This is a genomic window from Gordoniibacillus kamchatkensis (assembly GCF_000829455.1).
Lineage (GTDB): Bacteria > Bacillota > Bacilli > Paenibacillales > NBRC-103111 > Gordoniibacillus > Gordoniibacillus kamchatkensis.
The window spans coordinates 1-24,625 of sequence record NZ_JXAK01000003.1 but is presented as its reverse complement, the minus strand read 5'-3'; the positions used below and the strand labels follow the sequence as shown (position 1 = coordinate 24,625).

37 protein-coding genes, 1 tRNA gene and 1 pseudogene are annotated in these 24,625 nt (G+C 47.7%); 1 reads left to right on the top strand and 38 read right to left on the bottom strand.

Annotated features, from left to right (window positions below):
• Positions 1–4: 4 nt before the first annotated feature.
• From SD70_RS32740 to SD70_RS02405, 11 genes are all read right to left on the bottom strand, one after another.
• Positions 5–1,975, bottom strand: coding sequence for a zeta toxin family protein (locus tag SD70_RS32740; RefSeq protein ID WP_052486982.1), 1,971 nt, complete (start codon positions 1,973–1,975; stop codon positions 5–7).
• Positions 1,976–2,016: 41 nt separating this feature from the next.
• Positions 2,017–2,685, bottom strand: coding sequence for an AP2 domain-containing protein (locus SD70_RS34460; RefSeq protein ID WP_041045335.1), 669 nt, complete (start codon positions 2,683–2,685; stop codon positions 2,017–2,019).
• Positions 2,686–2,760: 75 nt separating this feature from the next.
• Complete coding sequence (locus SD70_RS02440; protein WP_041045333.1) at positions 2,761–3,363, bottom strand: hypothetical protein; 603 nt, start codon at positions 3,361–3,363, stop codon at positions 2,761–2,763.
• Positions 3,356–3,598 (bottom strand): hypothetical protein, encoded by a 243-nt coding sequence (locus tag SD70_RS02435; protein WP_041045331.1) that lies wholly within the window; start codon positions 3,596–3,598, stop codon positions 3,356–3,358. Before SD70_RS02435 ends, SD70_RS02440 begins: the two co-directional genes overlap by 8 nt.
• The gene (locus SD70_RS34455; protein WP_082053079.1) at positions 3,588–4,103 is read right to left on the bottom strand and encodes an HNH endonuclease; all 516 of its coding nucleotides are present in this window, start codon (positions 4,101–4,103) and stop codon (positions 3,588–3,590) included. The genes SD70_RS02435 and SD70_RS34455 overlap by 11 nt, the downstream gene beginning before the upstream one ends.
• A 60-nt stretch (positions 4,104–4,163) precedes the next feature.
• A complete protein-coding gene (locus SD70_RS35715) occupies positions 4,164–4,319 on the bottom strand; it encodes a hypothetical protein (protein WP_156157857.1) in 156 nt (51 codons plus the stop codon).
• The gene (locus SD70_RS02425; RefSeq protein WP_041045329.1) at positions 4,312–5,511 is read right to left on the bottom strand and encodes a hypothetical protein; all 1,200 of its coding nucleotides are present in this window, start codon (positions 5,509–5,511) and stop codon (positions 4,312–4,314) included. The genes SD70_RS35715 and SD70_RS02425 overlap by 8 nt, the downstream gene beginning before the upstream one ends.
• Before the next feature lie 35 nt (positions 5,512–5,546).
• Complete coding sequence (locus tag SD70_RS02420; protein ID WP_041045327.1) at positions 5,547–6,113, bottom strand: hypothetical protein; 567 nt, start codon at positions 6,111–6,113, stop codon at positions 5,547–5,549.
• 60 nt (positions 6,114–6,173) lie between these two features.
• Complete coding sequence (locus tag SD70_RS02415) at positions 6,174–7,802, bottom strand: hypothetical protein (protein WP_041045325.1); 1,629 nt, start codon at positions 7,800–7,802, stop codon at positions 6,174–6,176.
• Positions 7,803–8,198: 396 nt separating this feature from the next.
• Positions 8,199–8,510: a hypothetical protein gene (locus tag SD70_RS02410; RefSeq protein ID WP_156157856.1), complete on the bottom strand. Its 312-nt coding sequence runs from the start codon at positions 8,508–8,510 to the stop codon at positions 8,199–8,201.
• Positions 8,511–8,531: 21 nt separating this feature from the next.
• Positions 8,532–9,671 (bottom strand): DNA-methyltransferase, encoded by a 1,140-nt coding sequence (locus SD70_RS02405; protein ID WP_052486981.1) that lies wholly within the window; start codon positions 9,669–9,671, stop codon positions 8,532–8,534.
• Positions 9,672–9,791: 120 nt separating this feature from the next.
• On the opposite strand from SD70_RS02405, the gene SD70_RS02400 reads away from it, so the two are divergent.
• Positions 9,792–10,331 (top strand): hypothetical protein, encoded by a 540-nt coding sequence (locus SD70_RS02400; protein ID WP_041045321.1) that lies wholly within the window; start codon positions 9,792–9,794, stop codon positions 10,329–10,331.
• Between the two features lie 630 nt (positions 10,332–10,961).
• Here SD70_RS02400 and SD70_RS35710 read toward each other — a convergent pair.
• The 27 genes and pseudogenes from SD70_RS35710 to SD70_RS35690 all read right to left on the bottom strand — a co-directional run bounded on the left by SD70_RS35710 (position 10,962) and on the right by SD70_RS35690 (position 24,558).
• Positions 10,962–11,070 (bottom strand) — tRNA-OTHER (locus tag SD70_RS35710).
• Between the two features lie 469 nt (positions 11,071–11,539).
• Positions 11,540–11,800: a hypothetical protein gene (locus SD70_RS02395; protein ID WP_041045319.1), complete on the bottom strand. Its 261-nt coding sequence runs from the start codon at positions 11,798–11,800 to the stop codon at positions 11,540–11,542.
• Positions 11,784–12,029, bottom strand: coding sequence for a hypothetical protein (locus tag SD70_RS02390; protein ID WP_041045317.1), 246 nt, complete (start codon positions 12,027–12,029; stop codon positions 11,784–11,786). The genes SD70_RS02395 and SD70_RS02390 overlap by 17 nt, the downstream gene beginning before the upstream one ends.
• 14 nt (positions 12,030–12,043) lie before the next feature.
• Complete coding sequence (locus SD70_RS02385) at positions 12,044–13,732, bottom strand: hypothetical protein (protein WP_041045315.1); 1,689 nt, start codon at positions 13,730–13,732, stop codon at positions 12,044–12,046.
• A 21-nt stretch (positions 13,733–13,753) separates the two neighbouring features.
• Positions 13,754–13,921, bottom strand: coding sequence for a hypothetical protein (locus SD70_RS35705; RefSeq protein WP_156157855.1), 168 nt, complete (start codon positions 13,919–13,921; stop codon positions 13,754–13,756).
• A gap of 4 nt (positions 13,922–13,925) precedes the next feature.
• A complete protein-coding gene (locus tag SD70_RS02380; protein WP_041045313.1) occupies positions 13,926–14,591 on the bottom strand; it encodes a hypothetical protein in 666 nt (221 codons plus the stop codon).
• Between the two features lie 367 nt (positions 14,592–14,958).
• Positions 14,959–15,342 carry a hypothetical protein gene (locus tag SD70_RS02375; protein WP_156157854.1) on the bottom strand — a complete coding sequence of 128 codons (384 nt, stop codon included), beginning with the start codon at positions 15,340–15,342 and terminating at the stop codon, positions 14,959–14,961.
• A 162-nt stretch (positions 15,343–15,504) separates the two neighbouring features.
• Positions 15,505–15,663, bottom strand: a complete 159-nt coding sequence (locus tag SD70_RS35700; RefSeq protein ID WP_156157853.1) for a hypothetical protein — start codon at positions 15,661–15,663, stop codon at positions 15,505–15,507.
• 18 nt (positions 15,664–15,681) lie between these two features.
• Positions 15,682–15,903, bottom strand: coding sequence for a hypothetical protein (locus SD70_RS36725; protein WP_197080914.1), 222 nt, complete (start codon positions 15,901–15,903; stop codon positions 15,682–15,684).
• Positions 15,825–16,267: pseudogene (locus SD70_RS02370) on the bottom strand (XF1762 family protein). Before SD70_RS02370 ends, SD70_RS36725 begins: the two are co-directional and overlap by 79 nt.
• A gap of 4 nt (positions 16,268–16,271) precedes the next feature.
• Entirely contained in the window at positions 16,272–16,532 is a 261-nt protein-coding gene (locus SD70_RS02365; protein WP_041045309.1) for a hypothetical protein, read from the bottom strand.
• Positions 16,533–17,276 carry a metallophosphoesterase family protein gene (locus SD70_RS02360; protein ID WP_041045307.1) on the bottom strand — a complete coding sequence of 248 codons (744 nt, stop codon included), beginning with the start codon at positions 17,274–17,276 and terminating at the stop codon, positions 16,533–16,535.
• Positions 17,277–17,667: 391 nt separating this feature from the next.
• The gene (locus SD70_RS02350; RefSeq protein WP_041045303.1) at positions 17,668–18,084 is read right to left on the bottom strand and encodes a LytTR family transcriptional regulator DNA-binding domain-containing protein; all 417 of its coding nucleotides are present in this window, start codon (positions 18,082–18,084) and stop codon (positions 17,668–17,670) included.
• A gap of 75 nt (positions 18,085–18,159) precedes the next feature.
• Positions 18,160–18,408 carry a helix-turn-helix transcriptional regulator gene (locus tag SD70_RS02345; protein WP_041045301.1) on the bottom strand — a complete coding sequence of 83 codons (249 nt, stop codon included), beginning with the start codon at positions 18,406–18,408 and terminating at the stop codon, positions 18,160–18,162.
• Positions 18,409–18,513: 105 nt separating this feature from the next.
• On the bottom strand, positions 18,514–18,639 hold the full coding sequence (locus SD70_RS34450) for an AgrD family cyclic lactone autoinducer peptide (RefSeq protein ID WP_082053077.1): 126 nt from the start codon (positions 18,637–18,639) through the stop codon (positions 18,514–18,516).
• A gap of 4 nt (positions 18,640–18,643) precedes the next feature.
• Complete coding sequence (locus SD70_RS02340; RefSeq protein ID WP_041045299.1) at positions 18,644–19,168, bottom strand: accessory gene regulator ArgB-like protein; 525 nt, start codon at positions 19,166–19,168, stop codon at positions 18,644–18,646.
• Positions 19,165–19,824, bottom strand: a complete 660-nt coding sequence (locus SD70_RS36720; RefSeq protein ID WP_052486980.1) for a hypothetical protein — start codon at positions 19,822–19,824, stop codon at positions 19,165–19,167. The genes SD70_RS02340 and SD70_RS36720 overlap by 4 nt, the downstream gene beginning before the upstream one ends.
• Positions 19,825–20,303: 479 nt before the next feature.
• Positions 20,304–20,564 (bottom strand): hypothetical protein, encoded by a 261-nt coding sequence (locus SD70_RS02330; RefSeq protein ID WP_041045297.1) that lies wholly within the window; start codon positions 20,562–20,564, stop codon positions 20,304–20,306.
• Positions 20,565–20,581: 17 nt separating this feature from the next.
• Entirely contained in the window at positions 20,582–20,710 is a 129-nt protein-coding gene (locus tag SD70_RS39095; RefSeq protein WP_269432401.1) for a hypothetical protein, read from the bottom strand.
• Positions 20,711–20,817: 107 nt separating this feature from the next.
• Positions 20,818–21,336: a hypothetical protein gene (locus SD70_RS02320; protein ID WP_052486979.1), complete on the bottom strand. Its 519-nt coding sequence runs from the start codon at positions 21,334–21,336 to the stop codon at positions 20,818–20,820.
• Positions 21,337–21,633: 297 nt separating this feature from the next.
• Entirely contained in the window at positions 21,634–21,921 is a 288-nt protein-coding gene (locus SD70_RS36715; RefSeq protein ID WP_197080912.1) for a hypothetical protein, read from the bottom strand.
• Complete coding sequence (locus SD70_RS36710; protein WP_197080911.1) at positions 21,918–22,184, bottom strand: hypothetical protein; 267 nt, start codon at positions 22,182–22,184, stop codon at positions 21,918–21,920. The genes SD70_RS36715 and SD70_RS36710 overlap by 4 nt, the downstream gene beginning before the upstream one ends.
• Positions 22,168–22,344 (bottom strand): hypothetical protein, encoded by a 177-nt coding sequence (locus SD70_RS35695; protein WP_156157852.1) that lies wholly within the window; start codon positions 22,342–22,344, stop codon positions 22,168–22,170. Before SD70_RS35695 ends, SD70_RS36710 begins: the two co-directional genes overlap by 17 nt.
• Positions 22,337–22,591, bottom strand: coding sequence for a hypothetical protein (locus tag SD70_RS02310; protein ID WP_041045292.1), 255 nt, complete (start codon positions 22,589–22,591; stop codon positions 22,337–22,339). Before SD70_RS02310 ends, SD70_RS35695 begins: the two co-directional genes overlap by 8 nt.
• A 207-nt stretch (positions 22,592–22,798) precedes the next feature.
• Entirely contained in the window at positions 22,799–23,749 is a 951-nt protein-coding gene (locus tag SD70_RS02305) for a DEAD/DEAH box helicase (RefSeq protein WP_156157851.1), read from the bottom strand.
• 143 nt (positions 23,750–23,892) lie between these two features.
• The gene (locus tag SD70_RS02300; protein ID WP_041045290.1) at positions 23,893–24,336 is read right to left on the bottom strand and encodes an XF1762 family protein; all 444 of its coding nucleotides are present in this window, start codon (positions 24,334–24,336) and stop codon (positions 23,893–23,895) included.
• A gap of 63 nt (positions 24,337–24,399) precedes the next feature.
• Entirely contained in the window at positions 24,400–24,558 is a 159-nt protein-coding gene (locus SD70_RS35690; protein ID WP_156157850.1) for a hypothetical protein, read from the bottom strand.
• Positions 24,559–24,625: the final 67 nt, after the last annotated feature.

Sequence of the window (24,625 nt, the reverse complement as noted above, 5' to 3'; positions counted from 1 at the left end):
CCACCTACTTTCGTATAAAAAGTCCGCCTACGGACTTCCGGACAAATAAAAAATGCCTTCCAACGTCTCGTCGGTGAGCATCTAGGATTGTTGTTTTTCTGCTTCCTGCTTCTCTTTCAAAGCCTTTTTTAAAGTCCTCAGAATCCGTTCCTCTTGTCTGACGTCTTCCGGAGGCTGTTGCGTCAGATCCCAAGTTGGAATGCCTTTCAATGAGAATGGGTTTTTGTCCTCTTGGGACATCATTAGAGTATTTTTCATAAGAATCAAATCCTCCTTCCTTCTTTAATATATCATAGGTTTCCGAAGGTTTCCAGCCAACTCCATGTAATACATAATGAGGATCCACAAAACGCTTTTCTTCTTTGAACCGTTCAACAGCGCGCCGGGCTGCCTTTTCTGGTGAAAGTTCATTCAAATGTAAGTGGACTTCATAACCAAGCTCTTTAAATGTATTGAGTATATCTCTTAGCTTTTCGGCCCTTCTTCCTACGATGGGCAACACTATATTATCCCCATTCCGGAGAGCCTTAATCAAAACTCCTTCTTCTCCTTCGATGATTTCGGAAGATTCCTCATGAACCGCATTTGCACCAAGCCCACCTTCAAATTCTGGCAACTCTTCTTTGGCCTTGTCTGCATCAATCAATAAAGCACCATGCTGCTTGGCAAGCGGGTCAGCTAAGACTGAAGATTTTCCGGCTGCTGGTGGGCCGATCACAATATCGATTCTTCTATTTTTCTGCTTTGCTCCTTTACCATATAGTTTATCGACGATTTGCTTTCTTAGTTTGATCCGTTCAGGTGTATTGATCAAATGGGTAGAACTCAACTTCTTTACGTAATTCCGAGATGCAATGACTTCCGGCGTATCGTAAGGCGTCAGCTTCTTGCTGGCTTGAGTAACCGGACGACTCTTTAGCTTTTTCCCTTTCATCCAGTCCGGAATATTTCCCTCGATGATTTCGCCGTGGCTATTGATTTTAACGTGATGCCCGCGGATAGTCACCCACCGGCCCTCAGAATCATCCCCATTCTTTTTAATCAGCAATCGGCCGCCGGCAAAGACAGTGGACTTGCCCAGGTCATTCGAAACCGACGGCAGCAGCTTCTGGCTTTTGATCTGCTTCTCCGGATGCAGCAAGATGGTAACCGTATGGCGCCCTTCGGTTCCATCCGGCGGAAGATCGATCGTGCTATTTTTCCACACGATGGCGTCATAGCCACGCCGGACAAGATCGTTTTTGAACTCCTTGATGTACCGCGGGTTGTCCATGAGTTCCGTCATGTCTTCCCGGGTCACGTTGCTCTTCTTGCTGCCTAATTTCAAATACCGCGGGGCGATATCCGGATTGTAAAAAAACTTATCGAAATCGTCGGTATCAGCCTCGAGCGGGTTTTGGACAAGAGCCTGCACCTCATGCACATAAGGCCCATAATATTCCCGGGCCTTCTCCGGATCGCTCGTAAACCAAGAGCCGATCTGATTGTAATTCTTGATTGGCCGATCCCCGACGAACTTCAAGCTCTTTTCCCATGTGGCATGATACATGGTTAGCGTGTGCGTAGGGTCCGTCATGATTGGCGATCCTTCAGCATTCTTCCAAATGCGTCGGTACCGCTTTTCAGCTGCTTGGACACGCCGCTCGTTACGGCCGCCGACGATGCAAGGAACGTGTGTGAATTTTAATCTCTTCGATGCCTCTAATCGATGATGTCCATCATGCAAAACGTAATCTTTATAGCCAATTATGATAGGATCCAAATACTCGCCGTTATTGATTTTATCTATATTTTCTTTTACTTTTTCCTCATCAATTGCTTCATCAGTCTGGAAAGGGGTGTTAATTCGATTTACCGGAATATAAATTGGATCCTTAGAATGATGCACTTTGTAAGCGTAACGCTCAGATGGATAATATGTTTTTTCTTCTTTTTTGGATTTAACGAAAACTCGTCCCTTTCTTTTAATGAACACAAAATCACCCCTTCCCCTGAAAATAAAAAACACTCAATCACTTAATCGAGTGTTTGTTTGCCCCAATACTTGGATTCTGCAGCTAATCGCATTTCCTTGGCTTCTTCTAATGTATCCGCACATCCAAGGCTTATTCTTTTGTTTTCTACAGAAATTCTAACCCTGTACTTATTCAATCGTTTATGCCAAGTAACACCGGGAATGTTCGTTGTATTATCTCTTCGAATTCTTTGATTTCTGGTTTGCTCAGTTTGTATTGACCATTTGCAATTGGAAGGTTCGTAATTCCCATCGTTATTTTTCCTATCAATCGAATGCTTTGAAGATGGCTTCTTACCCATATCCTGAAGGAAATTCTCGAAACTTTCTTTCCAACGATCGCAAACAGTAATTCCACGGGCACCATATTCTTTAAATCGATGGTTATTTTTATTAAAACACCGTTCCTTCATTCTGATCCAAGTAGCATACTCTGCTCGATTCTCTTTTGAGAGTCCGTGCTTTGTGATCATTACTTTAAATACGTCTTTTTCTAAGCATCCACATGACCGACTTCGACCGTTTTTCAAATATTTCCCTGTGACTTCTCTTTGCGTACCACAGTCACAAATGCAAACCCACATTACGCAGCCATTCTTTGGTGCGTCTGCCCTACGTAAAACAGTCCATCTACCAAATCTCTGTCCAGATAATTCCAGCGCTTTTGGCATTTTACTCACCCTCTAACGGAACCAATTATCTATCATGATTATATCATAATTGGTTCCTTTCGAAGGAGAAGTAGTCTATCTCGAGCTGGCTTCCACCGCTACCTCGTTACTTGGTTTCGGTTTACCCATACGGTGTACCGGCTGCTTACCGTCTTTGTTATACAGCTTCCTTGCATTGTAGAATGGACCGATTGTGACTTTGCCGTCCGCATTCACTGAATAATCGGCAATGTAGTAACGACCATCTTTTTGAACGACGACTTCATTTTCGTAGACATCCTCAACCCACGGATAATCCACCCAATAATTTCCGTCTTTGCTCTTTTGGCCGTATTTTTGCTGAACGATGGCCTGCAATTCGCTACGAAGATCGTTATAGCTCATTTTCCCGAGAGACTTTTTCATATTTCCATGCCCTTCGCCTTTGAATTGTTCCAGCAGTTTCTCCGCCCGGCGCTGAGCTTTTGCTTTCAGTTCTTCCGAGATATTCGACTGCGGGATTCGCGCCAATGCATTGTCCAAGTGTGCCTTATCGACGTTGCCGTTGTTGTCCCGCACCGGAAATTTACGCTTGCTTCTCGGTTCGGTAAATCCGTCTTCCTTCTCGCCCCCTGGCAGTATAATCAAGAATGCGGAGTCTGGGAGGCTATCAATATAAGCTCGCGTCCACTTAGCCATTGGATGCACGCTCCTCTACCGGCTTCGGCCGGCTATATCCCTTTTGCATTTGACCATGCGGCCCAGTAACGTCGTATTCCTGCAGCCGCCCCTCACGCACCCATTTCCGCAACTGCTCCCGCGTGACGCCGGAGGATTGCTTTAAGATGCTGGCCAGTACCGGTTGCCCGGTCTCCTGCTGGAAATGATCGCAAATCGCATATATTTTACCTATTGATGGTGTATTATTTTTCATTTATAACTTTCAACCTCTCTTTCCTTCGTTTCCATCCTTCACGCATTTTCCTCTTGTCCTCTTCAGATCGCTTCTTTCCGTAACAAACACTATTCGTACCTCTTCTTTGCTCGCTCATTATTTTTCGTTCTTCCTGCGAATAGACTTTTCTAAAGCAAGGGTTATTAGAACCTTTCATCCTTTGACTTAACTTTGCCCTGTACTGTGGAGTATGTAATCTCCCTTTAACAACAGCGTCATGGACATTATCGTCATTTGTACCAAGGAAAAGATGATCAGGATTCACGCATCTTCTATTATCACATTTATGACAAACAAGAAGGCCTTCGGGAATCGTCCCGAAGGCTAATTCATAAGCTACTCTGTGTGATAACTTCAATCTTCCATCAACTTTTATATGCCCATACCCATGGGTGTCGATTGAAGCGGCCCATTCCCAGCAGCCATTCTCTGATTTCTTTACTTTGCTCCAGTATCTTTCTTCAAGCGGAACTATCCGTTTCATTTCCTCAGCCCCCAGTTGACAGACTCGCCGCAACTGCAATTGTAACTAGTAGTCCTCGAATCAACCGTGATGCTCTTTCCGCAGCTCGGGCAATTCGTCGTTTGCGTTTCTCCTTTGATCAGAACTTGTTCCGGTCGTTTCCCCAACATCGTTTTTCACCTCATTTGATTTTGTAATGACATCGATATGGCTCCAAATGTCCCAAATTTCAATCACCCGGGCCGCCTCCGACTGGTACGAAGTCATAGCCGGCTTTCTTACGGACCGGATAACAATGCCCCCAGGGGTGACAAAGTGCATTAGCCACCCAGCCGCCTTCTTCTCCGATCAACCCCGCACGCAGCCCGGTCTGCATGCCGCCGGTCTTCATGACGTTGTTCATGATCTCGGAGAGTTTGAATATCTTCGGCGTGCCGTCTGGTTCGAGATAGAGCTCCTTGCAGTATTTGCACGCCGTCGACTGCACATGGTAATAGACCTCGATGTCTTCCGGATCTCCGCCGCCTTCAACCTGAATGTTGACCAGCCGGCCGAGGTTGGTTGCAAAACGAACCTCACTGACTGCAATGCGGTCCCAATCCCGGCCGATGTCGGCCGCTTTGAATCGGTTCTTAAGCTCAGTCGCGAGTTCTTTCCAGCCGCGCACCTCTTTATTGGTACTGAGCATCTGCTCGACCTCGGCCGGCGTAAAGCCTTGATCGTTGTACGTGGTATGTTTCAGTTCGCCGCTGAAATATTTCTGCACGATGGACTGCAGGCTCGCCTTGTGATTCTGCACTAGCACATCCTCCGCGACGTCAGCTAGCTTCCGGCCGTACCCCTTGATGTATTTTCCGGCGTTCTGTTTGGCCGCCTCCAGCACCAATTGATCAAGGCGACTCATGCGAAGCTTCTTGGCCAGTTTCATCATCTCGCCGTAGCTGCTGCCGTTATCCAGCACCTCGGCCAGACGGCCGGCCACATAAGCCCGGGTGAGCCACCTATTCAAATCATCGTCAGGCAGCTCAATGCCGGCCTTCTGCCATGTTTTCGGCGTCGTAACGGATATACCGATGGCAACACGAAAATGCGCCTCAATGAGGCGCCGTAGTTCGTCTATTTGTTCGTCGGTGAGGAATGGTGGCCTTGGATCGTCCGCTTTTCTCAGAAACGTGCGTTTTGGCACATTTGCTTGCGCTGCGAACCATAGGGAAACGTTGTCCTGCAACGAAGCAAGGATTGCCCGCACGGATCGGTTCAAGCGTTCAACGATGGTTCTGATATACATTTCCGGAATGGGCTCCTGGTGCTCGTGCTTGGAAAGACGATCTATCACGTCCATTTCGATGCCTTCACCCCGGATGAGACCGGTGAGAGCTTTTGCAAGCTCCCGATCACCGACGTTTTTACGCTTGATGCGAACCTGCAAAAGATTCACCCCCAAAATAAAGAGGCCGGAACGAATTATGTTCCGGCTTGATTAATATCGAATATTTTACGAAGCTCTTCCCGTAATTCTTCTGATCTTTGAACTAAATAAGATGCCTGCGTCATCGGCATATTGAAACCATTGTTATAGTTATATCGATGGAGATGCAAATGATGTGGATCCATATTTTCGCTATAATCTCGTCGAAACGCTAAAATTTCATTCCAAAATGAAATGATACGATGATACATTGTAGTATCGTAACTTTTGATGATCATTTCTTCACTTATTTCTATTTCAAGTGACATCTCGCAAAATGTCTTTGGATTTGATCGTGATCTAATTTCTATAAGTGCATTTTCGATTTGAATTAGCTTGTATTGTATCGCAGCGCTGACTTTCTTCTTAAGCTCTTCATTTTCTCTATCTTGCTTTCGAATAAGTTCCTCGGAAATTTCCTTTTGTCGTTTGGAAATCTCGACGCTCGTCCTGGTTAATATAATCGTCACAATAACGGTTAAGGCAGCTACAACTACACTTAAAATTGAACCGATGGCTTGTAATGCTGCTGAATTATTCGTATTCGTTAAGAAACACCACAAATGAAACAACCCCCTTTGCACAGTATTACGAGATTCGGCAAAAGGAGTTGCGTCACCTGCTTATTCCACGATTTCAATATACAGGTACTTCTCATCGTTCTTGGCTGAGCTTTTCTCGAATTTCTTCGGCGACTCCGGCTGCGTCGGCGACTTGGATTTGGCATCTAGTGCCGACCGCTGCTCCTCTTCATCGCCGATCGGATCAGGTCCATCTCCACCGGCAGCAGCTGCTGCTTCTTGCTGTTTGGCTCCCATGAGCGCCTGCATAGCAGTTATGTAGTTCGCATTGTTGGGTACGTCGCCGTATTCCAGTTCACCTTTCAAGCCTTGCGCGCGGCGTGCCTCGTTGAACGTCATAGCGACTTCTGATTGCTTGTTGATAAGTTCAATGCGGCGCGCCTCGTCTTCTAGGTCGACGTCGTAAATCATGATCAGATCGTCATAGCGCGGCCGGATGATGACGCGCGTTAGCCACTCCGCTTGCCGGTGGCAAATGGAGAGAAAGCCTTCCTCGTGACTTTGCTTAACGAGTTCTTCCTCGCTGTTGTTCCCAATGTTCAGTCCGCCGCTTCCGCCTTTATCAACGCTGAAGTTTACAATACTCGGATGCGCGCGATAGGCAGCCGTCTTAAGCTGAATATTCATCCGCATTAGCTCTGGGAATTGAATGTCCTTCGGCAACTCGCGAATTTTTACGAGTTCCGCTTTAAATTCTTTATCAGCCGGAATCACCGGGATCTTTTGATAATCGCCGGAACCGGTTTGATCCAGTATTTGACGTTGGAAGGCCCCGAGCCCGATCGGATCGACGTCACCATAAAGAAACAGCATGCTCTCAGGGCTATCCTGATTGAACAGTCCATCATTGTAGGCCCAGGCATTGAGCCATGTCACCGTCGCTGCGATCGATTGCTCGAGCAAGCTGCCGGCGCCATACGCCCATTTATTGATTTCGACCGAAGGATTCGAAATGTCGACGCTCATCTCGTCCTTCGTCCACGAGGCCACCGGTGTACCGTCGATGACCTGCACATAGGCAGCGCTGGTGAGATCGATCTGATAGTCACGATAGAAGCGGTCGGCGGCTTCATCCTTACTCTTGATTTTCTTGTCTTGCATATATTGATTAAGCACGAGCAGCATCGGGCGGACAGTGGTACCGTCGACTAGGTGATACATGATCGGGTTGCCCGTCCGGTCCCGGAAGATGACCATGGCTTTTCTGTCGTATGTCAGTTCTTGATCGATGGCGTTCGCAGCGAAATCCACAAATCCGGCGGTATGAACTTCCATATTGACATTGCTGACGATCTTTTCCATCTCTTTGCAGCGCCGGATTACGTCTGGTGTAGGTTTGAAATTCGGGTCTGCGTAATTCTCATGCACAACCCGGAAACCAACTTGCTTGCCGGGTACGATTACGCGCTTGGCGATATGTTTCATTTGGGTAATACGAGCATTGATGATGATCTTATCGATCAAGGATTTTTCCCGAGCTTGCCGCAGCATATCGAACGGCATCGTATCGGCCGGCTTCGTATATCCGTAGCTGACGGCGCCTTGGTTGTAGGTGGCCAAACTGAAAAACTTGCCGCTCGCGGTTCGTTCCTTTTGCGCATCCATGAGACACTTGGCCATCGTCACGCCCTCTGGCACGACGAGACCATTCTGCATCACCCATTGTGTCATGACGATGGCTCCTTTTTACGGTAATTGCTTGATTTTGTTGATGTCGGCATCAATCAGCCACTTGGTTACATCACTTTCCCATGCAGAGCAACGACTGCCATGATTCTCGACTGAGAGCAAACACTTCCGCGGGGCTCCCGGCACCAAATTGGGGCTGCCGTTTTCTATAAAGCACCGTTCAGAAATGGAGCATTGAACAACACGACCACCCATATACTGGCCGTTTGCGGCATCGATCTGACGAACTACGCCATCTATTGGCACTGTTACCATCTCCGTTTCGTATACTTCCGGCGCTGGTCTCGGTTCTGCGGATACCCAGCGCTCTGATAGGCTGCATGCCTCAGCATCCAGCGTAATAATCGTTTGAACGGCATGATCATCGCTCCCCGTTTTTTATTGCCACCCGGCGCCGGACTGAGTTGCTTTGTTGAAGAGCTCCTTGTCCTTTGTTTCCAGTGAAACGTTGATCATATACTCCCTCATTGCTACATCGGCCTGCTGGGCATTTACGACGGACGCGAGTTCGATGTCCTTTTCGCATACCCAATGATCGGCCTTTTTCTTCGGAATGCGAATCAAGTAATTGCGATAATCAAGGAGGTTCACATTTACATAGACAACAATGGCCAATTCATTAAGTGGGAGACCCAAATTAAGCAGGTCCCCCACAATAACCACTTCATCCCCCGGATTGAACTTCATCACGACTGACCTCCGATCGATCAATTAAAAAAGCACTAACTGGTTCGGGTCCTCCGAATCAACGAGTGCCTGATGTTGAATGCTTTCACTTTCTGTTCTTGCGCGCGCGATCTGAACAGATTCTGCATCGCGCTCAATTCCGATATAGTTGAACCCTTCCCTTTTCGCCGCAGCAAGCGTTGAGCCGCTGCCGGCGAATGGATCAACGATCACTCCGTCCGGCGGTGTCACAAGACGAATAAGCCATGCCATAAGGTCGATTGGCTTGACTGTAGGGTGCGTATTGCCTTCCCCACGATCTGCCTTGTTGGCCTTTTTACTCACTTCCTGAGGCGATATGTTGAAGTAGGGGCTGTACCATTCGTCCGCATCGATTGTAATGCAGTTGGCGGGAAATCGTCCTGCTTCGTTCACTTCATAAGCCACAGCACCGTACTTGCCGTAAATGCCATATAGGCCAGTTGTTGCCCTTTGATTTCCGGTCACTCCATAGTCATAACGGTCATTCTCGCCACGCTCTATACGGCACCCGTCGATATTGATAGCCGCTGTACCATACAGTTCGACATTCGCGCAGACGGTACCGGGAAAAGGCTTGCGCGCCATGACAATCGGTTCATGCGCCGGTTTGAGCGCTGTGCCCCAACCATCCCATTGCTTGGCGAGCTCCGTCGCCGGGGCAGTGATCGTATGGGTAAATGTTCTCCCGTTGTCCTTTATCCATGAGCCGGTTTTATCTTGATCTGCACCCGGAATCATTCGTTTTACCGTCGGTCCTTCCGCAATTACTTTCCTATCAGCCCCGGCTTGCTTATCGAACTGTTTGCCGATATCCATCGATTTCGGGAAGCCGGAGAGATAAAGCCATTCGATCATGTCGCGGACCTCGAAACCGGCATCTTCGACGCCGCGTGCGAGCCGGTGATATGTGCGGGTGCCGCTGAATGCAAGCAAATAACCGCCCGGCTTCAGCACACGTAAGCACTCACGCGCCCATTGCTCGCACCATTCACCATACTGCTTATTACCGGCGAATGTGTCCCATCCCTTGGACATAAACGAAAGTCCATAAGGAGGGTCCGTGACGACTGAATCGATACTGTTGGCCGGCAACTGTTTTAGGGCGACCAGACAATCATTATGAATAATCCGATTCAATTCCATCCCAGATTCCTCCTCATCATTTATAGAAAAAGGAACGAACCCGAAGGCCGTTCCCTGTTTTCTCGTTGGTAGTTATGATAGAATTAAAAATCAGATGCCATAAATTAGGAGATGAGTCCATTGCCGCAAATCGTTAAGCTCGATGATTTCGTTATCATGCAAGCCGAATTTAATGAGCAAAACTCAGTTACAAGCCCCCCGACCGGGAGGACTCTTCGCAGATTTGAAGTACGTGCAACGCTTCATTCACAATTAATGTTTAACAATTACAACACAGTAATCGGCAGGAACAGGATTCGTCTGGAGATTCCACATGATGAAATTGACTTAAATGTAAAAGTAGGAAACCATACATCATCGTACAGCGAGCCATTAGGATCTTCACCAATCAACGTTCGTATAGAATTGACTGAAATAGACCCTGATGTGCCAGCAGATCATAACATCCAAGCTGCTGTTGCTTCGGAAGCAGTTATGAACCGACTTCGGATAAGAACGATAATTAGCTTACTGGAAGATGCCGGCATATTCACTCCCGAACAATTTGACCAGAGATTCCAGGAACTTGGACAAAAAGAGCTTGAAACTCGTGAATTGAGAAATTCGATACTTTATGGTATTTTTCCATCCTCAGATCAAGATCCCAAAATAGAAAGCTAAAAAAGTGAAAGGGGATGGTCCTTATGGTCCATTCTCTTATTTTCATCAACTTCATTACGTATAATATATATATTTCGTAATCATTTTTCGCCCCGTGCTTCAAAATCGGCCATTTTCGGCCGTCTAGGTTGATTTCGCTTCCGTGGAACAATGCAAAAAGCGGACCTGAAAACGAAAATCACGATCTCGCGATTGCTCCTTCTAGCTCCGTTTTTCAGTGATGTTTGATCAGCAGCCGTTGCCACCCTCACATGCACCGGACTCGACCCCGGATTATATTGGATGGCAACGTGAGGCACTCTTGTTTCAACACGCCCTATTCTGCTGCTGGCTGTCGCGATGCGCGGGCGACCCCTTCCCTTTTCCGTCTCAAACGGCTACGCACTTACCCGATTGTCAATCCCAACGACCTCTGCGAGGCGGCGTAGAAAACCTTATGGTACTCAGCATATCGCGTTTTATATGTGAGGCGCAGAGGATCGCTATAGGTCCGGCCTGTTTCATCCAGCACATGTTCGGCGGGTCTGCTGCGCGGGTCACCTAACTTGAATGCGGGCAGGGATTTGCACCCTGCGTAGTATAGGATAGGCGTGGGAGGACGCCTCGTTTTACTTCTGGTTTCATTAAGCCTGGGGCGACGGGACTCGAACCCGCATCCGTATCGTGGCATATATATCGTTTCACGGCGTCCCGATCCCCGACATGATCACGATTGTTTTTCCGATTAAACTACATCCCCGCATCCCTTAATGATTCTCCTATACCTGATTATCGTCTACCTATTCCGACACCGCATTAATTGATAAGGGCCAAATTTATTATCCCGCGTGACCCATCGCGGTATATCGGCATGGTCGCATGCACCCGGCGGTCTCACACCCGCCTATAATTCTCGCTTGTCGGCTCTCGCCTACCTGGATGCACACTCAGGGTTTACGTTATGAGGGAACGCCGCCGAACACCCTGAAGGCATTGCCAGCGTTCCCTTGATTCCTTGATATGGGTATGGATTTGCACCATACATGATGCTCTACCGTAAACGAGTGATCATGCCGCCAAGTTGCGATCTTAGTAGCAGGAGCATCCACTCGCGAGCGTCTACCTATTCCGCCACCATATCATTGCAGAGTCGCCCCCACTGATTGCTCGCTCTCTGCCGGCCACCGGCGTTCCCCGGAGTGAATTGAGGCCTCCCACCCTAACTTAAGTCAATCCAGCTCCGTCCTGCGCTCGGCGAGCACCGGCGCCTTCCGGCGATTCGGATCGATGCCATTATGGCAGTCGTCGCAACGGACGGCAGCCGCATGGTGCGAATGGTTCGACAAGGATGAGGCCAGGTACCGCTTGCCGCCCTGCGGAAATTCCCGCTTGCATTGCCCGCATTTAAACGGAAACAGGCTCTCATGCTCCTGCCAAATGACTTTTGCGGAAGCGGCCGGCGGCCGGAATCCTTCAAAAAATCGTCCCACGCTGCACCACCATCCCAGTTTCAGACAAAGGAATAACCTCAATTCTTAATATTCCAAGTTCCTCTGGGATGGAGCCGGGATCACTTGCAGCTGCGATCACGTTTTGGACAACCCCAAGAACGGCATCTCCTTGCGTAACTGTCAAGCTAAGATCCGGGTCTAACCTATATTTTATGGCTGGTATTATGCCTTTGCATTGGGTTTTACATTGAATCTGCAATTCAATCATTCATGCATCCTCCATTACTGATAGAATTCATTGGGCAGCAGCGGCGGCCGGGCGATCTCGAAACAGTTCTGCAGCGCGTCGAGAATATCGTCTTGCGCCGCCTTCGGAGCGTACTGTACCGCCTGGTAAAAGAACTTATAGAAATGCTGATGAATGCGAACATTCGGTAGCCTCGTCATATCAACAAAGCCCTCTTCGTTGTCGAGGGCTTGCCGGATGTAAACTTGTCTGTTTTCAAAGAATACCGACATAGTGACGATTCTTGTGAACTTATCGCCGCGCTGATCGAGGCTCTTCACCGGTATAAGCGCATCTTTGATTGTCTGCTGCTTAAGTGCTTCCTGATAGGCGACGGTTTCAATCCCGACGCGCGCCGGCAGCCACTCCTGGTACTTTTTGATGATGCTATTGACCTGCGTGATAAAGTCGAAATGCCCGTGGAAAACCTGCAACAGAATGATCTTATGTGTCTCGGTAATACCGATTGTAAAGATGACGAAATCGTCCGCCGACTCTTTCTCGCTGATGGCTGGGTCTACGCCCTGCCAGATGGTCATGCGCTCTTCATGATACCACCAGCTGCCGTCGTGGAAGCTGATTTCGTTTTTCGTGTAGAAACGGAACCACTCTGGCCGGAATGCCTGCGAATCTTCATCGATCGGATCATTCTGGTATTCCTGATTGAACTTTAGCGTGCCAAGCTGCTGTTTTAGTTTGCCTAATATATTCAGCGGGAAACGCGACGGCCAGAGTGACGACCCGTCATCCTTGATGGCCTTATATCGCTTTACCCGGTAAATATCGGTCATTGTCAAAAGTCGCGAAAGCATTGAATCGAAGTGAAGGACAGTCCCAACCACAACAAAAAGGCCGTCTTTCGGATGTAACATCGGAATGACGGCACCGGTTAACCAGTTCCATACTTTTTTGCGCTGCAGCGGCGTCTGCACGAGCTCGTCGTTTTCACCGTCGTCGATGATTACCAGATCCGGCCGGGCCGAGCGGCTTTTCAATCCGCGCATACCGGCATTCGTGCCGCGCGCCACGATCCGGCAGGTGTATCCCGGGCGCAGCTTCCCGCGCTTATCCTTGACCTCAATCCCCTTCGCATCCACCTTGGGGAACGTGATGTAAAAGTCGCCGGCGGTCCAGCGCATGCCGTAATTCTCGCCAACCAAGTCCCCAAAATCTTCACGCAGCCGGTCATTTTGCTCAAACTCTATCTTGATTGCACTCGTCATCGACTCAGCCTGCGTGCCAGTATCGCTAATGAGTACTACAAATTTTTTCTTTTTGAAGACAGCCCAATGAATAACCTTCAAGAAACTTATGCGAAACGACTTTGCATGGCCCCGTGGCGCAGCCAATATAAGGCCGCGGTAATGTTCCTTATCCTTCTCTGCATCTTCAACAAGATCGTTGAGCTCGTAATGAAATTCAGGCGTCTCGTCTTCAACGTACTCCTGAAAATAATATCGTGCGAACCATTCGATATCATTCTCGCCGCGCTGCACACGCCAGCGACGAAGCGATTCTTTCACTAAGCTTTGCTCGAGCTCATTGAACCCGCTGGCGAGTTCTAAGCACCGCTCTGCTTCTGCCTCATAATCCGCTTCCAGCCTGGTATAATCAATTTCGATCTTTTTTACTTCGGCGACGGACGCGGCCGTCTGCCTGATGTAATCATGGATTTTGAATAGCACATCAACCGCCACCCCCAAATATCATTCAGGTAGATTGTGTTGTATCAAATACAACTGATCCCCTTCACATGCATACAACAATTCCAAGCCTTCAGACTCAATGAATCGTAAAGCAACCTTCTTTCCATCTAAGTCATTAAGTTTGAATGTCGCCATTTCGAGTAAACCCGGGTCAAATACTGGTTTCATACCCTTATTGACCTCCCATCATTATCCGTTGCTGGTCCACGATCTGCTGCATCCGCGGATTCGCCGCGATCCGCTGTACCGCCCGATCGAACGCGCCGCTCCTGTCCTCCTCCCGGAAAAGCTCCATGAATAACGCGAGGTATTCCTGTATAAGACTGAACTCAAACGCCTTGGCGCGCAAATCGGCGAGAAACTTGCTGTTTTCCCGGAGCTCACGGTTTAGTGCTGTGATCTCGTACACCTTACGATGGAGTTCCTTTTCAAAGGACTGTTGCCAGTCCTGAAGATATTCGATGTAATTAAAGTCCTCCCCGCGCTCCGATAAATTTTCGATGAGCTTATCCATGCGCTCATTGACCATATCAGGCAGGGTATCGAGCATTTGGAACTTCTCTAAAAGCGCTGACGTTGTTCTAAGCTGAAGATTTATAATATCAAGCTCCTGGTTAACTGCTTTAAGGAGCCTGCGCTTGTCTTCGGTTATGATGGCCTTTTTCGTCTGGCCTTCCTTGTACGATTCATACCAGCGACGAACCGCGTTATAGGAAACAGGTTCGCCGGCCCACTCCGAACATTGACGCGCTATTTCACGGTCAGGAAGGTCAGCTTTGTAGCCGTTAATGACGATTTCTTGTAGTCCTAGCTGCTCAACTTTATTCGGCCGTGGCATGTTTCGAAACAACTCCCAACATTACGAAACGTATTACGTAACAATCGAAACGTAACAGTAAAATTGCTACATCTAATGCCTTATAAATCAAGGGTTTTGACGTATTACGAAATAGCGTAACAAAACGAAAATGATTGAAGCAAAGATCTCGAAATCAAGAACAAATACGAACATACGTTTTTATATATATCACTTCATATTTGACCCATCATCATAATGCCCGTCGATAGTCGAGCTCTATTAGAATTGTAGGAAAATCCCTACATTTTCACAGGAAAACTCCTACAAAGAAAGTTCGCTGTCAGGCCTTATCCCATAAGGGATTTCGGCGTTTTTGCGCGTCGGCTAACTCTTTCTCTAATATCTTTTATACAGCCGCGACAAGGGAAGTCAGTTTCTTGCCGGCTTTGAATCTCTTACCCTCGTTAGACTTGACGGCCTTGGCGCCAAACTCCTCTTCAAACCGTTCATAAAGCCATGGCTCGATTTTGCCTTTAACGTACAAGAAAGGGTTCATGAAATAAGTTTCGTCATAACCACTCTTCCAGACACCCAGGGCGTTTTTCCGGACGAGCTGCCGGAGGTATTTGCGAATATCCGACCGGTCCATGCGAATATTGCGGGCCATGTCCTCAACCGTCATAATGCTGCCGTTCGGGTTCACGATCGCATTCGTATTCATTTGCAGATATTCGGCCAGCCGGTTTAGCACTCGCTCTTCCGCCGCTGTGAACAGGTTTGACTTGTACACGTATCGCCACACCTCCGTAAACTTCATAGCGAAACGGTCTGACTTGTGTTTTGAAATGATCTCGCCGGTATCGTCATTTATGACAATTCTGCTTCTGGACAACGACGATCACCTCCAAACAGCAGCATGGTGCTATTTCTTTCCGAGCGAGTCCAAATGGGCTTATAAGCGCACGTCGTCGGCCGCTTTCTTTTGCTGGCCGGCGGGCGGCGCGTAGCTGCAGACAAAATCGAGTGTCGTCCGCGTCTGTTTCGCCGGGATCGGCAGCGTGTTCGGATGGCTGCAGCGCGGACACTTCGCGCGGTAATGGGTATGTGACATCGAAATGTCCTCCATTTTCTAAAACTGATAGCCAACAGTAAAGAAACCAAAATGAAGTTCAAAACAACGATCTTCCCTGTACCACGCCCATCCAAACAGGACAGACGGGAAATCTGCCAATGCAATATATAACCCGTTCAAACCGTATTCAAACTTGTCCATCACTCCGCTATAAGCTCCCATAACGTCTTTTGCCCGGTCGGATGCTTGTCGATACGCGGGCGCGTCGGGCAGTTCCAAGAACCACCCTTTGTTTTGTAGAGTTCCTTCCACCCGGCACCTCGAAGGCTGGTACCAGGTTCCTCTATCAGCGTGTAAGTGATGAGCCGGCGGTAACCGAGCGCCCGGGCGGCGCGCCAAGCAGCTGCGTAAAGCTCGATGCAGCATTTTTCGTACCGTCCGTGCAGCAGCGGGTAACTTCTAGCGTACGTCCGTTATCGAGGTGGCGGGCGACGGGGCGGCCGACCGTGACGACACCGACGACCTTCTCGCCATCTGCGACGGCGATCGAGAACTTATGGCCTAACGTCGGTGGATGGTGCCGGTGATACTGGCGAACGAATTCGCATGCTTCGGCGAAAGTGATTGGCTGAAGTTCGAGCATGGAGTTACGCCTCCACCCATTCCGGCGTCTTAACGAGATGGCTTTTGTAAGCCCGGTCACGTTCGTTTTTCTTACGCTGCCGGCGTATATGCTTCCGGAGTTCCGGGCTCATCTGCTCAACCTTTTTCAGATAGTCGCTTACGGTTGTCGGATCAATTCGCAGTTTGCGACCGATCTCGATTGTCGAGAATTCCTGGTGCACGTACATGGTATAAACCTTCAGCATCATGCTGCCCCGTTTGTGGGGAGTCGCTGGGATCGCCATTTATACCGCCTCCTCCGTCATTATTTTCTGCGGCACCGAGTAGGTTTTGTACCCGTCCTCGGTGATTTCTAAGCAGTTCAACTGGTACCCGAACGCGCATCCGCCGTCGATTCCGATCTTATCGCCGCTGAACCAAATAGCCAAATTATCGTGAATGTTTACGGTTGGCGTATGACCGAACACGACCATCTTGCCGGCAGAATGTGGGTTATTGATGAACTCGCCGCGGATCCAAAGAAAATCTTCCTTCGGCTGTCGGCGCCAATCCTCATGCCGTGTATTAATGCCGGCATGCACGAAAAGATGACGTTCCGTTTCATGGTAAAAAGGCAGTGAACGCAAAAACTCAACATGATGCTTATAATTGCTAAGAATGAACTCGCGAGCCCTGGCAATACTGCCGCGCTGGTTATTCTCGTCGAACCAGTTTAACCCGTAATAGCTCTGTATGGTGCTCATGCCGCCATTCCTGATGAACAGGGTGTCGGCCATAGCGTCATTGTTCCGATTCGTCAGGAAATCCAGGAACATCTGATCGTGATTGCCGCGCAGCGCTATGGCGAGACCATCTTTAACCAACTGCCGAACAAGCTCGATAACCGCCTTGCTGTCGGGGCCGCGATCAACATAATCGCCAAGGAAAATGAGTTGATCCGCCTCAAAGCGGTACTTCACTTCTTCCAAAAGGCGCTGCAGCGGATCGATATATCCGTGAATGTCGCTGATCGCGAGTACCCGTTTCAACTTCGATCATCCTTCAAAGAATTGGGAGGCTTGCCCGCTTTCTGCGTTGTCCTCATTCGCTTTTTATACTCTTGGTACATGTGCCATCTATCTTCGAACGGAATCCGATTGAATTCTGCATCCTCAGACAGCATGACTTCTGCCCATTCTTTCATTGGGAGCAGCACGTCCGGCTTGGTGCAAGAAGGCAGCATGCAAAACTGCTTCACTCCGTCCCATCTTCCCCAGCCACAGCCGCGGCACTTGTGAGGTTGCCTACGAGGGGAATCTGGCTTTTGATCGCCGCGATCATCCCGATTTAAGAATGAATTCACCTCGGGCCCCCCGCTTTCATTTGTTTTGAGGAAACAAAAAGAGCCGCTTAAGTGCGGCCCTTCTTGTCCTAAATTTATCAATAAACCAGTCGATTTCGTGGTTTTGTTTTCTTAGTCTCGGGTGCAGTTGCTGATTTATTATTTAGGTGTTTTACTTTCGGAATGTTCGGTTCCGAAACCGTTACATAAAATGAATCCTTATCGAAACTCTCTTCGAAATACAGTCGTTTTGCATCCCCGTCATACACCGCAGCTTCTTCCATGTTTGCCAGGTTGTTACGATCCAATTTTTCAAAATGATATGGTTTTAGTAAAGAGAAGTACCCATCAATACTATAATCCGGAACATATAATACTTCACCATCTTTCATGTGAACCGTTACGACTGAGTTGTAGGTTTTGATGCCTCGAATATCAGATATGGGGACATTAACGAGTTGATCGGTTCCGTTCGCAAGGCGTCGCACGACCGACAATCGCTCTGTTTGATCCATACTTTCCTCCGTTCCCGTCAACGACCTAGCATCAAATGTACACTCGTTAGCGTACAAAGTCATCCGGCGGGAGAATTACTTCTCCGCCCGCTTGCTCCGTTTTGAAGGCTTGATCTCTATCCACTCATACAAATCATCGATTGAGCAGCCGATCGCACTGGCGATGGTTTTTGCAGTACTGAGATGCATGGAATTTTTAACGCCTGTTGCATAATCAGAAACTTGCTGCCGCGACATGTTGATACGATTGGCGAGATCTTGCTGTGTCATACCAGCTTCTTGTAGCCTTCTTTGGAGCAAGCATCGTCCGACTTTGTAAGCCATCGATGCTCGTCCTTTTTATATGATTTGAATGCAACCTCCCGTGCACACAACCGCCTAATAAATTAGACGACGGGAGGTTGCAAATTGTCTCAGAATCCAAAGGAATCATTTTTTGAGCAAATCTTGCGGGACTTGCGGCCTATGATAGAGAACCGGAGAGGCTACCACCACAAACGCCAATGCGATCAAAGAAAGCATCATCGAGGTATGCTTTGCAGCAAGCTTTTTCATAGAATTATTCACCTCCTTTTCTAAAGGGAATCAACGAAAGGGCTTGTATGAAAAAAGCGATAGCAAACAGATCAATTCGAAACCAAAAGTTGCTCAGTACCATCAATGCTGAGATGCCTTTGAATAGGGGGTAATACTCTTTTGGAACGCGAGTATGCCCTTCCAATCCCGCTGGCGCCAAAAATAAAATTAGCAGCAGGCTAATCCCATTAAAAACCATTACAAGCATAGAGGTAATATGTATGTGCGGCACCAAGCTAACCACAATGGTTGATAAGGCTATGCAGCCAGTCGGGGTACTTAGATGGTGCCCACCTGAGAGAAAGCGCAGCACGCACATTAGAACAAACACGATTAGGGTGTCCACCAATTTCCCAGTTAAAAACCCAACAAGTGACGAGAAGAGGAAAATCGAAATCGCGTTAATCAAGATAATCAACGAAAACCGCATGATCTCAACAGATGTGGTTTCTTCCGGGTTTGCCCTTTTAATTCGCGCGGCTAACCAATGTGCTGCGTTTTCGATCAAGGTTCTCTTTCCTTTCTCGTAGATAAGATCAACAACGGGACAAGCACGACCACCAGGATAATCGTAACGATGTACATCGAGTCTAATTGTTTCGTACCAATTAGGTAAAATGAAATAATATATGCAGCCAGTGCCACCAAAAGCATGATAAGAAATGCAAGATTCACACCTTTAAATATTATGCGTGCCTTTTGACTGTCAGGAATGTAAGAAAATCCGCCGTTTGTTTTCTTTAAGAACCAAGTAATCAAAAAGGTAATGGCAGCTGTCGTTAGCGGTAGTTTGAAATTGTATACATCGGTGTTATTGAGCTCTTCAAGTGAAAGTAGACCAAAATGGTTAAATATAAAAAATACGATGAATTGGATAATGGCATAGGCAATATAGACCTTTACCACCATTATGGCTGCGAAAAAAATCTGGACTCTGTATAGGAGCCACACGAAACCAATCATCAGGAAAAGCTGTATGACGGTTGCAGCAATACCTTGATCGTATTTCATTCTCAAGGTGTACGAAACAAAGCAGAGAATCAAACTAGCAAAGATCGAATTGATGTGATAGAACCGGTAGGAAAATCGAAACATAGCAAACATCAGCGCGAACATGGCCAGGTACTCAATAGTGGATAATAATGAAAACACCGCGAATTGCATCAAATAGGCTCTCCTCACGACTTGGATTTTCCACCATAATATCCTTTGAGCAATCCGCAGGGCCGTCGCTAACTAATGGCTGCTATTAGGTATACTTTGACAAATACATCATAGCACGGATATGCTTCCAAGATACTTTCAACCTGCACTCAACTTACTCTCATTTTTTTCACAAAAAGATTCATGTTAATCTTATTTTGAACCGATACCAAACTTGGCGGCTCGTTAAAAAGTACCCTTCATAAGAATGCCAATAAATGTAGACCCCATCTTTCTCTTTCAATAAGTAAAACCCAAAAATAAAAAACATTATGTTGAACAAGATGCGGAACAAGAAAAATAAAATTCTAACCATACCATCGCACCTCCGATACCTGGATAATTCAACAAATAACCTGTATTTACCTGCTGTAATTTGTCGAATGAGTTAAAATTACCCGGTTAGATAGGACCACTTTGCCTAGGAACAATCCATCCTATTAACGATTTAATAGTTTTATTGCTTCCTCATATGCCGCTTTTAGTTCACGGAAGTGTACATCGTTTCCTTTCTTAATGTCCGGATGCTCCGTCTTAAGTAGTTCTTTCCATCGTGAGGTAAGCTGTTGCTCGTTAGGGACAGAACCGAATCCCAATTTCCAGAAACATTCGGGCATTGGTGGCGGCAGCGCCGGCAAGCCGGCGACCGCCTCATCTATATCAAATATCCCTTCACGTTTTGCCCAAGCAACCTTTTCCATCCATAACACGATCTGCGCTAGACGTCGCTCGAGTAATGAATGGTCTGCTTATCGATGACCCGTTCAAATCGTCTCCGTATACCTTTCGGTGTCGTAAAATCGATGGCTGCGCCTTCCCAGCGGTCATAACGCAACTCATAGCTCATATCCAATTCGTCCATAACGCGCTTCAGCTTATTCTCGTAGAAATCCCTTTCACGAGCATATCGCTTGGGGGGCATATTTTGCTTTGGCAAACTGCTCATCTCCTTTATTAATAATTCCATTCCCGGTCAAGCACCCCGAACATTAAGAGTGAGTGAGCGATGGTTTTAACGCCTTCATTGATTTTTCGGTTGAATGTTGCTTCGCTCATGCTACGCCTAAAGAACAATATCGCGTCTTTATACCTATGACCTTCGATAAATCGATAATGAATGGCCTTTCTGACTTCCGGGTCCAAAATTAATGAGCATGCGCGCTCAACTGACCGAGTATAGATTTTATATTCCAGATATATTGCCTTACGTTTTTCACGGTAGATTACAGCATTGGGTGTCTTGTCGGCATGAGTATCCTCGTCTGCATATCGGCGAGCCGTTTCCCCTTCGACATCAGTCATAAATAATTCGTGCTCATTATCCTCATAGTCCCGCATCAGAATTTTCATAAAGGGGTACTTTTCAAGGATCATTAGCGTCCGTTCAACGTTTTTAACGGTCACTTCAGGGAACAAGGAGATTTGTTGGACGATCGTGCCGGCATCGGAGACTAATTTTGCATCAACCATCATTTCCTTTCATCCCTCTCGCGTGGTAAAATAATGGTTGATAAAGCTTTTTGGACAGGCCCCGCACAGATCCCACCAAAGGATGCGGGGATTTTTTCTTTATCCGAGAAACTTTTCCCTGCATCGCTCCAAATGCTTTGGGAAATGTCGAATGTTTCGAAAATACTTTTTACATATTGGACACTGCATTGGAATATTTGGCTTTGAATCTTTCCTTTTCCTTTTCCTTTTCATTTTACCGCTTCCGTTTCTTTCGAAGGTACCAGACAATTTGCATCACAATCGGGCAAAAAATAGCCATTATGTATTACTCCTTTCTCCTACAGACAGATACTGAGGCCTTCCAGCCTTTTTCGGATCCAACATAATGATCTCTTGTTCCCCACGCCGTAAAAATAGAGCCAGAACGTCGCGTTTTCGCAGTTGATATTGCGCAATATGATCGACCTTGCGTTCCAGGGCGAAACGTTCCGCAATATTCCGATCTAAGGTATAGCTGATCCAATCCGTTTCACATGGTCGATGCGCGCGATAGGCAATAATGACTTCAGGCAGCTTATGAAATTCGGTTAGCTCGCTTGGCTTCATGAGAGACGTTTTTCGCTTCGGCCGCTGTTACGGAAATGTTTACGCCACAAATTCAAATCCGACCAGCCAGAGTAACTAACCCATAGCGTGCTGAGAAAGAACCAAAAAGCGTTGTCATAAAGCCCCAAACACAGTTGGGTAAAACGAATGATGGCGTAAGGTGTCCCTTCGTACTTAATGATTTCGGATGCCACATAAGCATCATATGCGTTTGGCTTAAAATCCGGGGAAATATCTTCCAAAGCATTAACGTGATTTGCCATGACCTTTTCCCCCCATAATGAGCGCCATCAAAGTAGCAAATGGAATAAATCCTCCGGCGACAATTCCAGCGCGATTGCCGGTCGTTGAATTATGATGCATCTGCTTCTCCGTTCCTTGTGTCGTACTTTCAGCCAATTTGCGTCTGCGAGCCTCACCCATCGATTGCAGCTCCTTCCTCAACCTCACCTTTTGCCCATTTGGCGAAGCTGACGAGCGGTATCACAAATATCCGACCGCTGTATGGACCTTTTTCTTGTCTAAACCGAACACCGGTGTCCGATTCGGTTCCTTTGCCATCTAAATGCTTGACGTGGACACCCATCTCCAACACCTTTCTTGCTGTACCGAGCATTCCTTGATTGCCATTGTGATAAGTTTTACCGACTTCTATTTCACGGGGGCTCATTTCAGCCCCTCTCCTTCCTTTATAACCTCTAATGATTCAATGGGATAATAAACCGTCCAATTCATTGCAATGGCAGGGTTATCGATTTTCAAAAATCTTACACGCACTTTCTTGCCGGTCTTAGACAAAGTTCTACCGTTCCGCGCTGTAACCATTCTTACTGCTTATGTCGGACAATATCGACATGTTTCACTTGTTTTTCATCACTCACGTCTTCACGCCCTTCCGGTATTTCGCCATGACACGATCAAGATGCTTACCGACTTCCACTTGAGCGAGCTCGCGATCCTGCTCTGTCTCTCCTTGGCCACCCATGATACCGAGAAACTGCTCGGTTTTGAATCCGAGTGCATCCATCATTTGCTCATCGCTGCCGTCGCTACAGACAAGGTAATAACTGAGCACAGAATCTTTTTGACCAATTCGATGCAAACGGTCCTCACATTGGGAATGGATACCCGGGGACCAGTCGAGCTCACCGAAAACGCTGACGCTTGCGCGCCCTTGCAATCCATCCAGACCGGCCGCCGCTCGCAATGAGATAACGATGAGGTTCGTATCGCCACGAATGAATGCCTTTTTGGCCTCGTCCTTTTCCTTCTCCGTCTCCTCGCCGGTGACAAACACGGGCTTGTACGACTGCAGCTTTTGTTTCCAAATCCGATATACCTCATGATGGTAGCCGTAAAGGACAACGGCCTCGCCGGAATCGAGCAACATACGGACAAATTCAGCCACATATGGCGCCTTTGCAATGCCAGTAGCCTGACGTACCCTTTCACCAATTTGGCGCTTCAGACGTCCCTTTTCGAAAGCCTCTGTGCTTTCGTCATGCTGCCCGATGAGGCGAATGACTTCTTTCATCTGCGCAGAGAAAACACGCTCATCCGAGTCGATATGCTGTATGACACGTCGTTTTGGTGGCAACTCGGACAATACGTCTTCTTTCGTCCGACGAAGCATTAACCCCTCCCGACGTAAGTGCGCGCCGAGCATTTCCGGATCCATTACAACGTCGCTGCCATAACCGTCGCACCATTCCCGAGTGAATGAATCCCAATCTCCAAGACAGCCACGGTCCAGAACGTCCATAATGTTGAAGATTTCCCCTCCTCGTCCGTAGATCGGCGTACCGGAGAGACCGACGACTTCACGCACCACTTCCGCCAAGTTGTTGCGAGGGTTTTTTCTTTTGTCTTTCTAGCCTTCCAATAGTTCGGGATGCTTGAAAATATAGTTCATAGAAATTCTCCTTTACGGCTCGCGCTTATTCGGTCGGCTCGATGGCCTGACGGCCTGAATCATTCTGCTATCTGCTCCCATATCGTCTTCTGTCCAATCGGGTGTTTATCAATTCTCGGCCTTGAAGGTACATTCCAGCTTCCGCCGCTTGTTTTGTACAGTTCCTTCCACCCTGCCGCCCGCAGACTCGTTCCTGGTTCTGATGCAAGTGTGTAAGTAATAAGACGACGGTAACCGAGTGCCTTCGCTGCACTCCAAGCAGCTGCGTACAGTTTTGAAGCAGCGTTTTTGGTTCCGTCCGTACAGCATCGCGTCACTTCAAGTGTTCGTCCGTTGTCAAGGTGGCGCGCTACAGGCCTGCCGACCATGATCACACCGACAACCTTTTCCTCGTCGGCTACTGCAATACTGAACTTATGTCCTTGTGGTGGGATATGGTGACGATGATACTGCCGGACATACTCGCATGCTTCCTCATAAGTGATTGGTTGGAGTGTGAGCATGCTGCACCCCCTTCGTCTTTGCTTCGAATCGACCGAACCACCCAGCGAAGCGGGGGCCGAGGACTATTCCTTTCCTTTACCGTTGTCCAATCCGGCGAGCTTTTCAAGTTGCTTTCTCGCCCAAGCGCCTGCTCCTTCGACATCGACTTGAAAATCAATCATCGCCAGCCTGTATTCCAGCACCTTGCGAGCGACTTCTTCGGGGGATTCTTTTACGGTCACATTTGAACTTCCCGAATACTTCAAGTACGTTTCATTGCCATCGGAACTAGGGAATATTCAGTCGGTG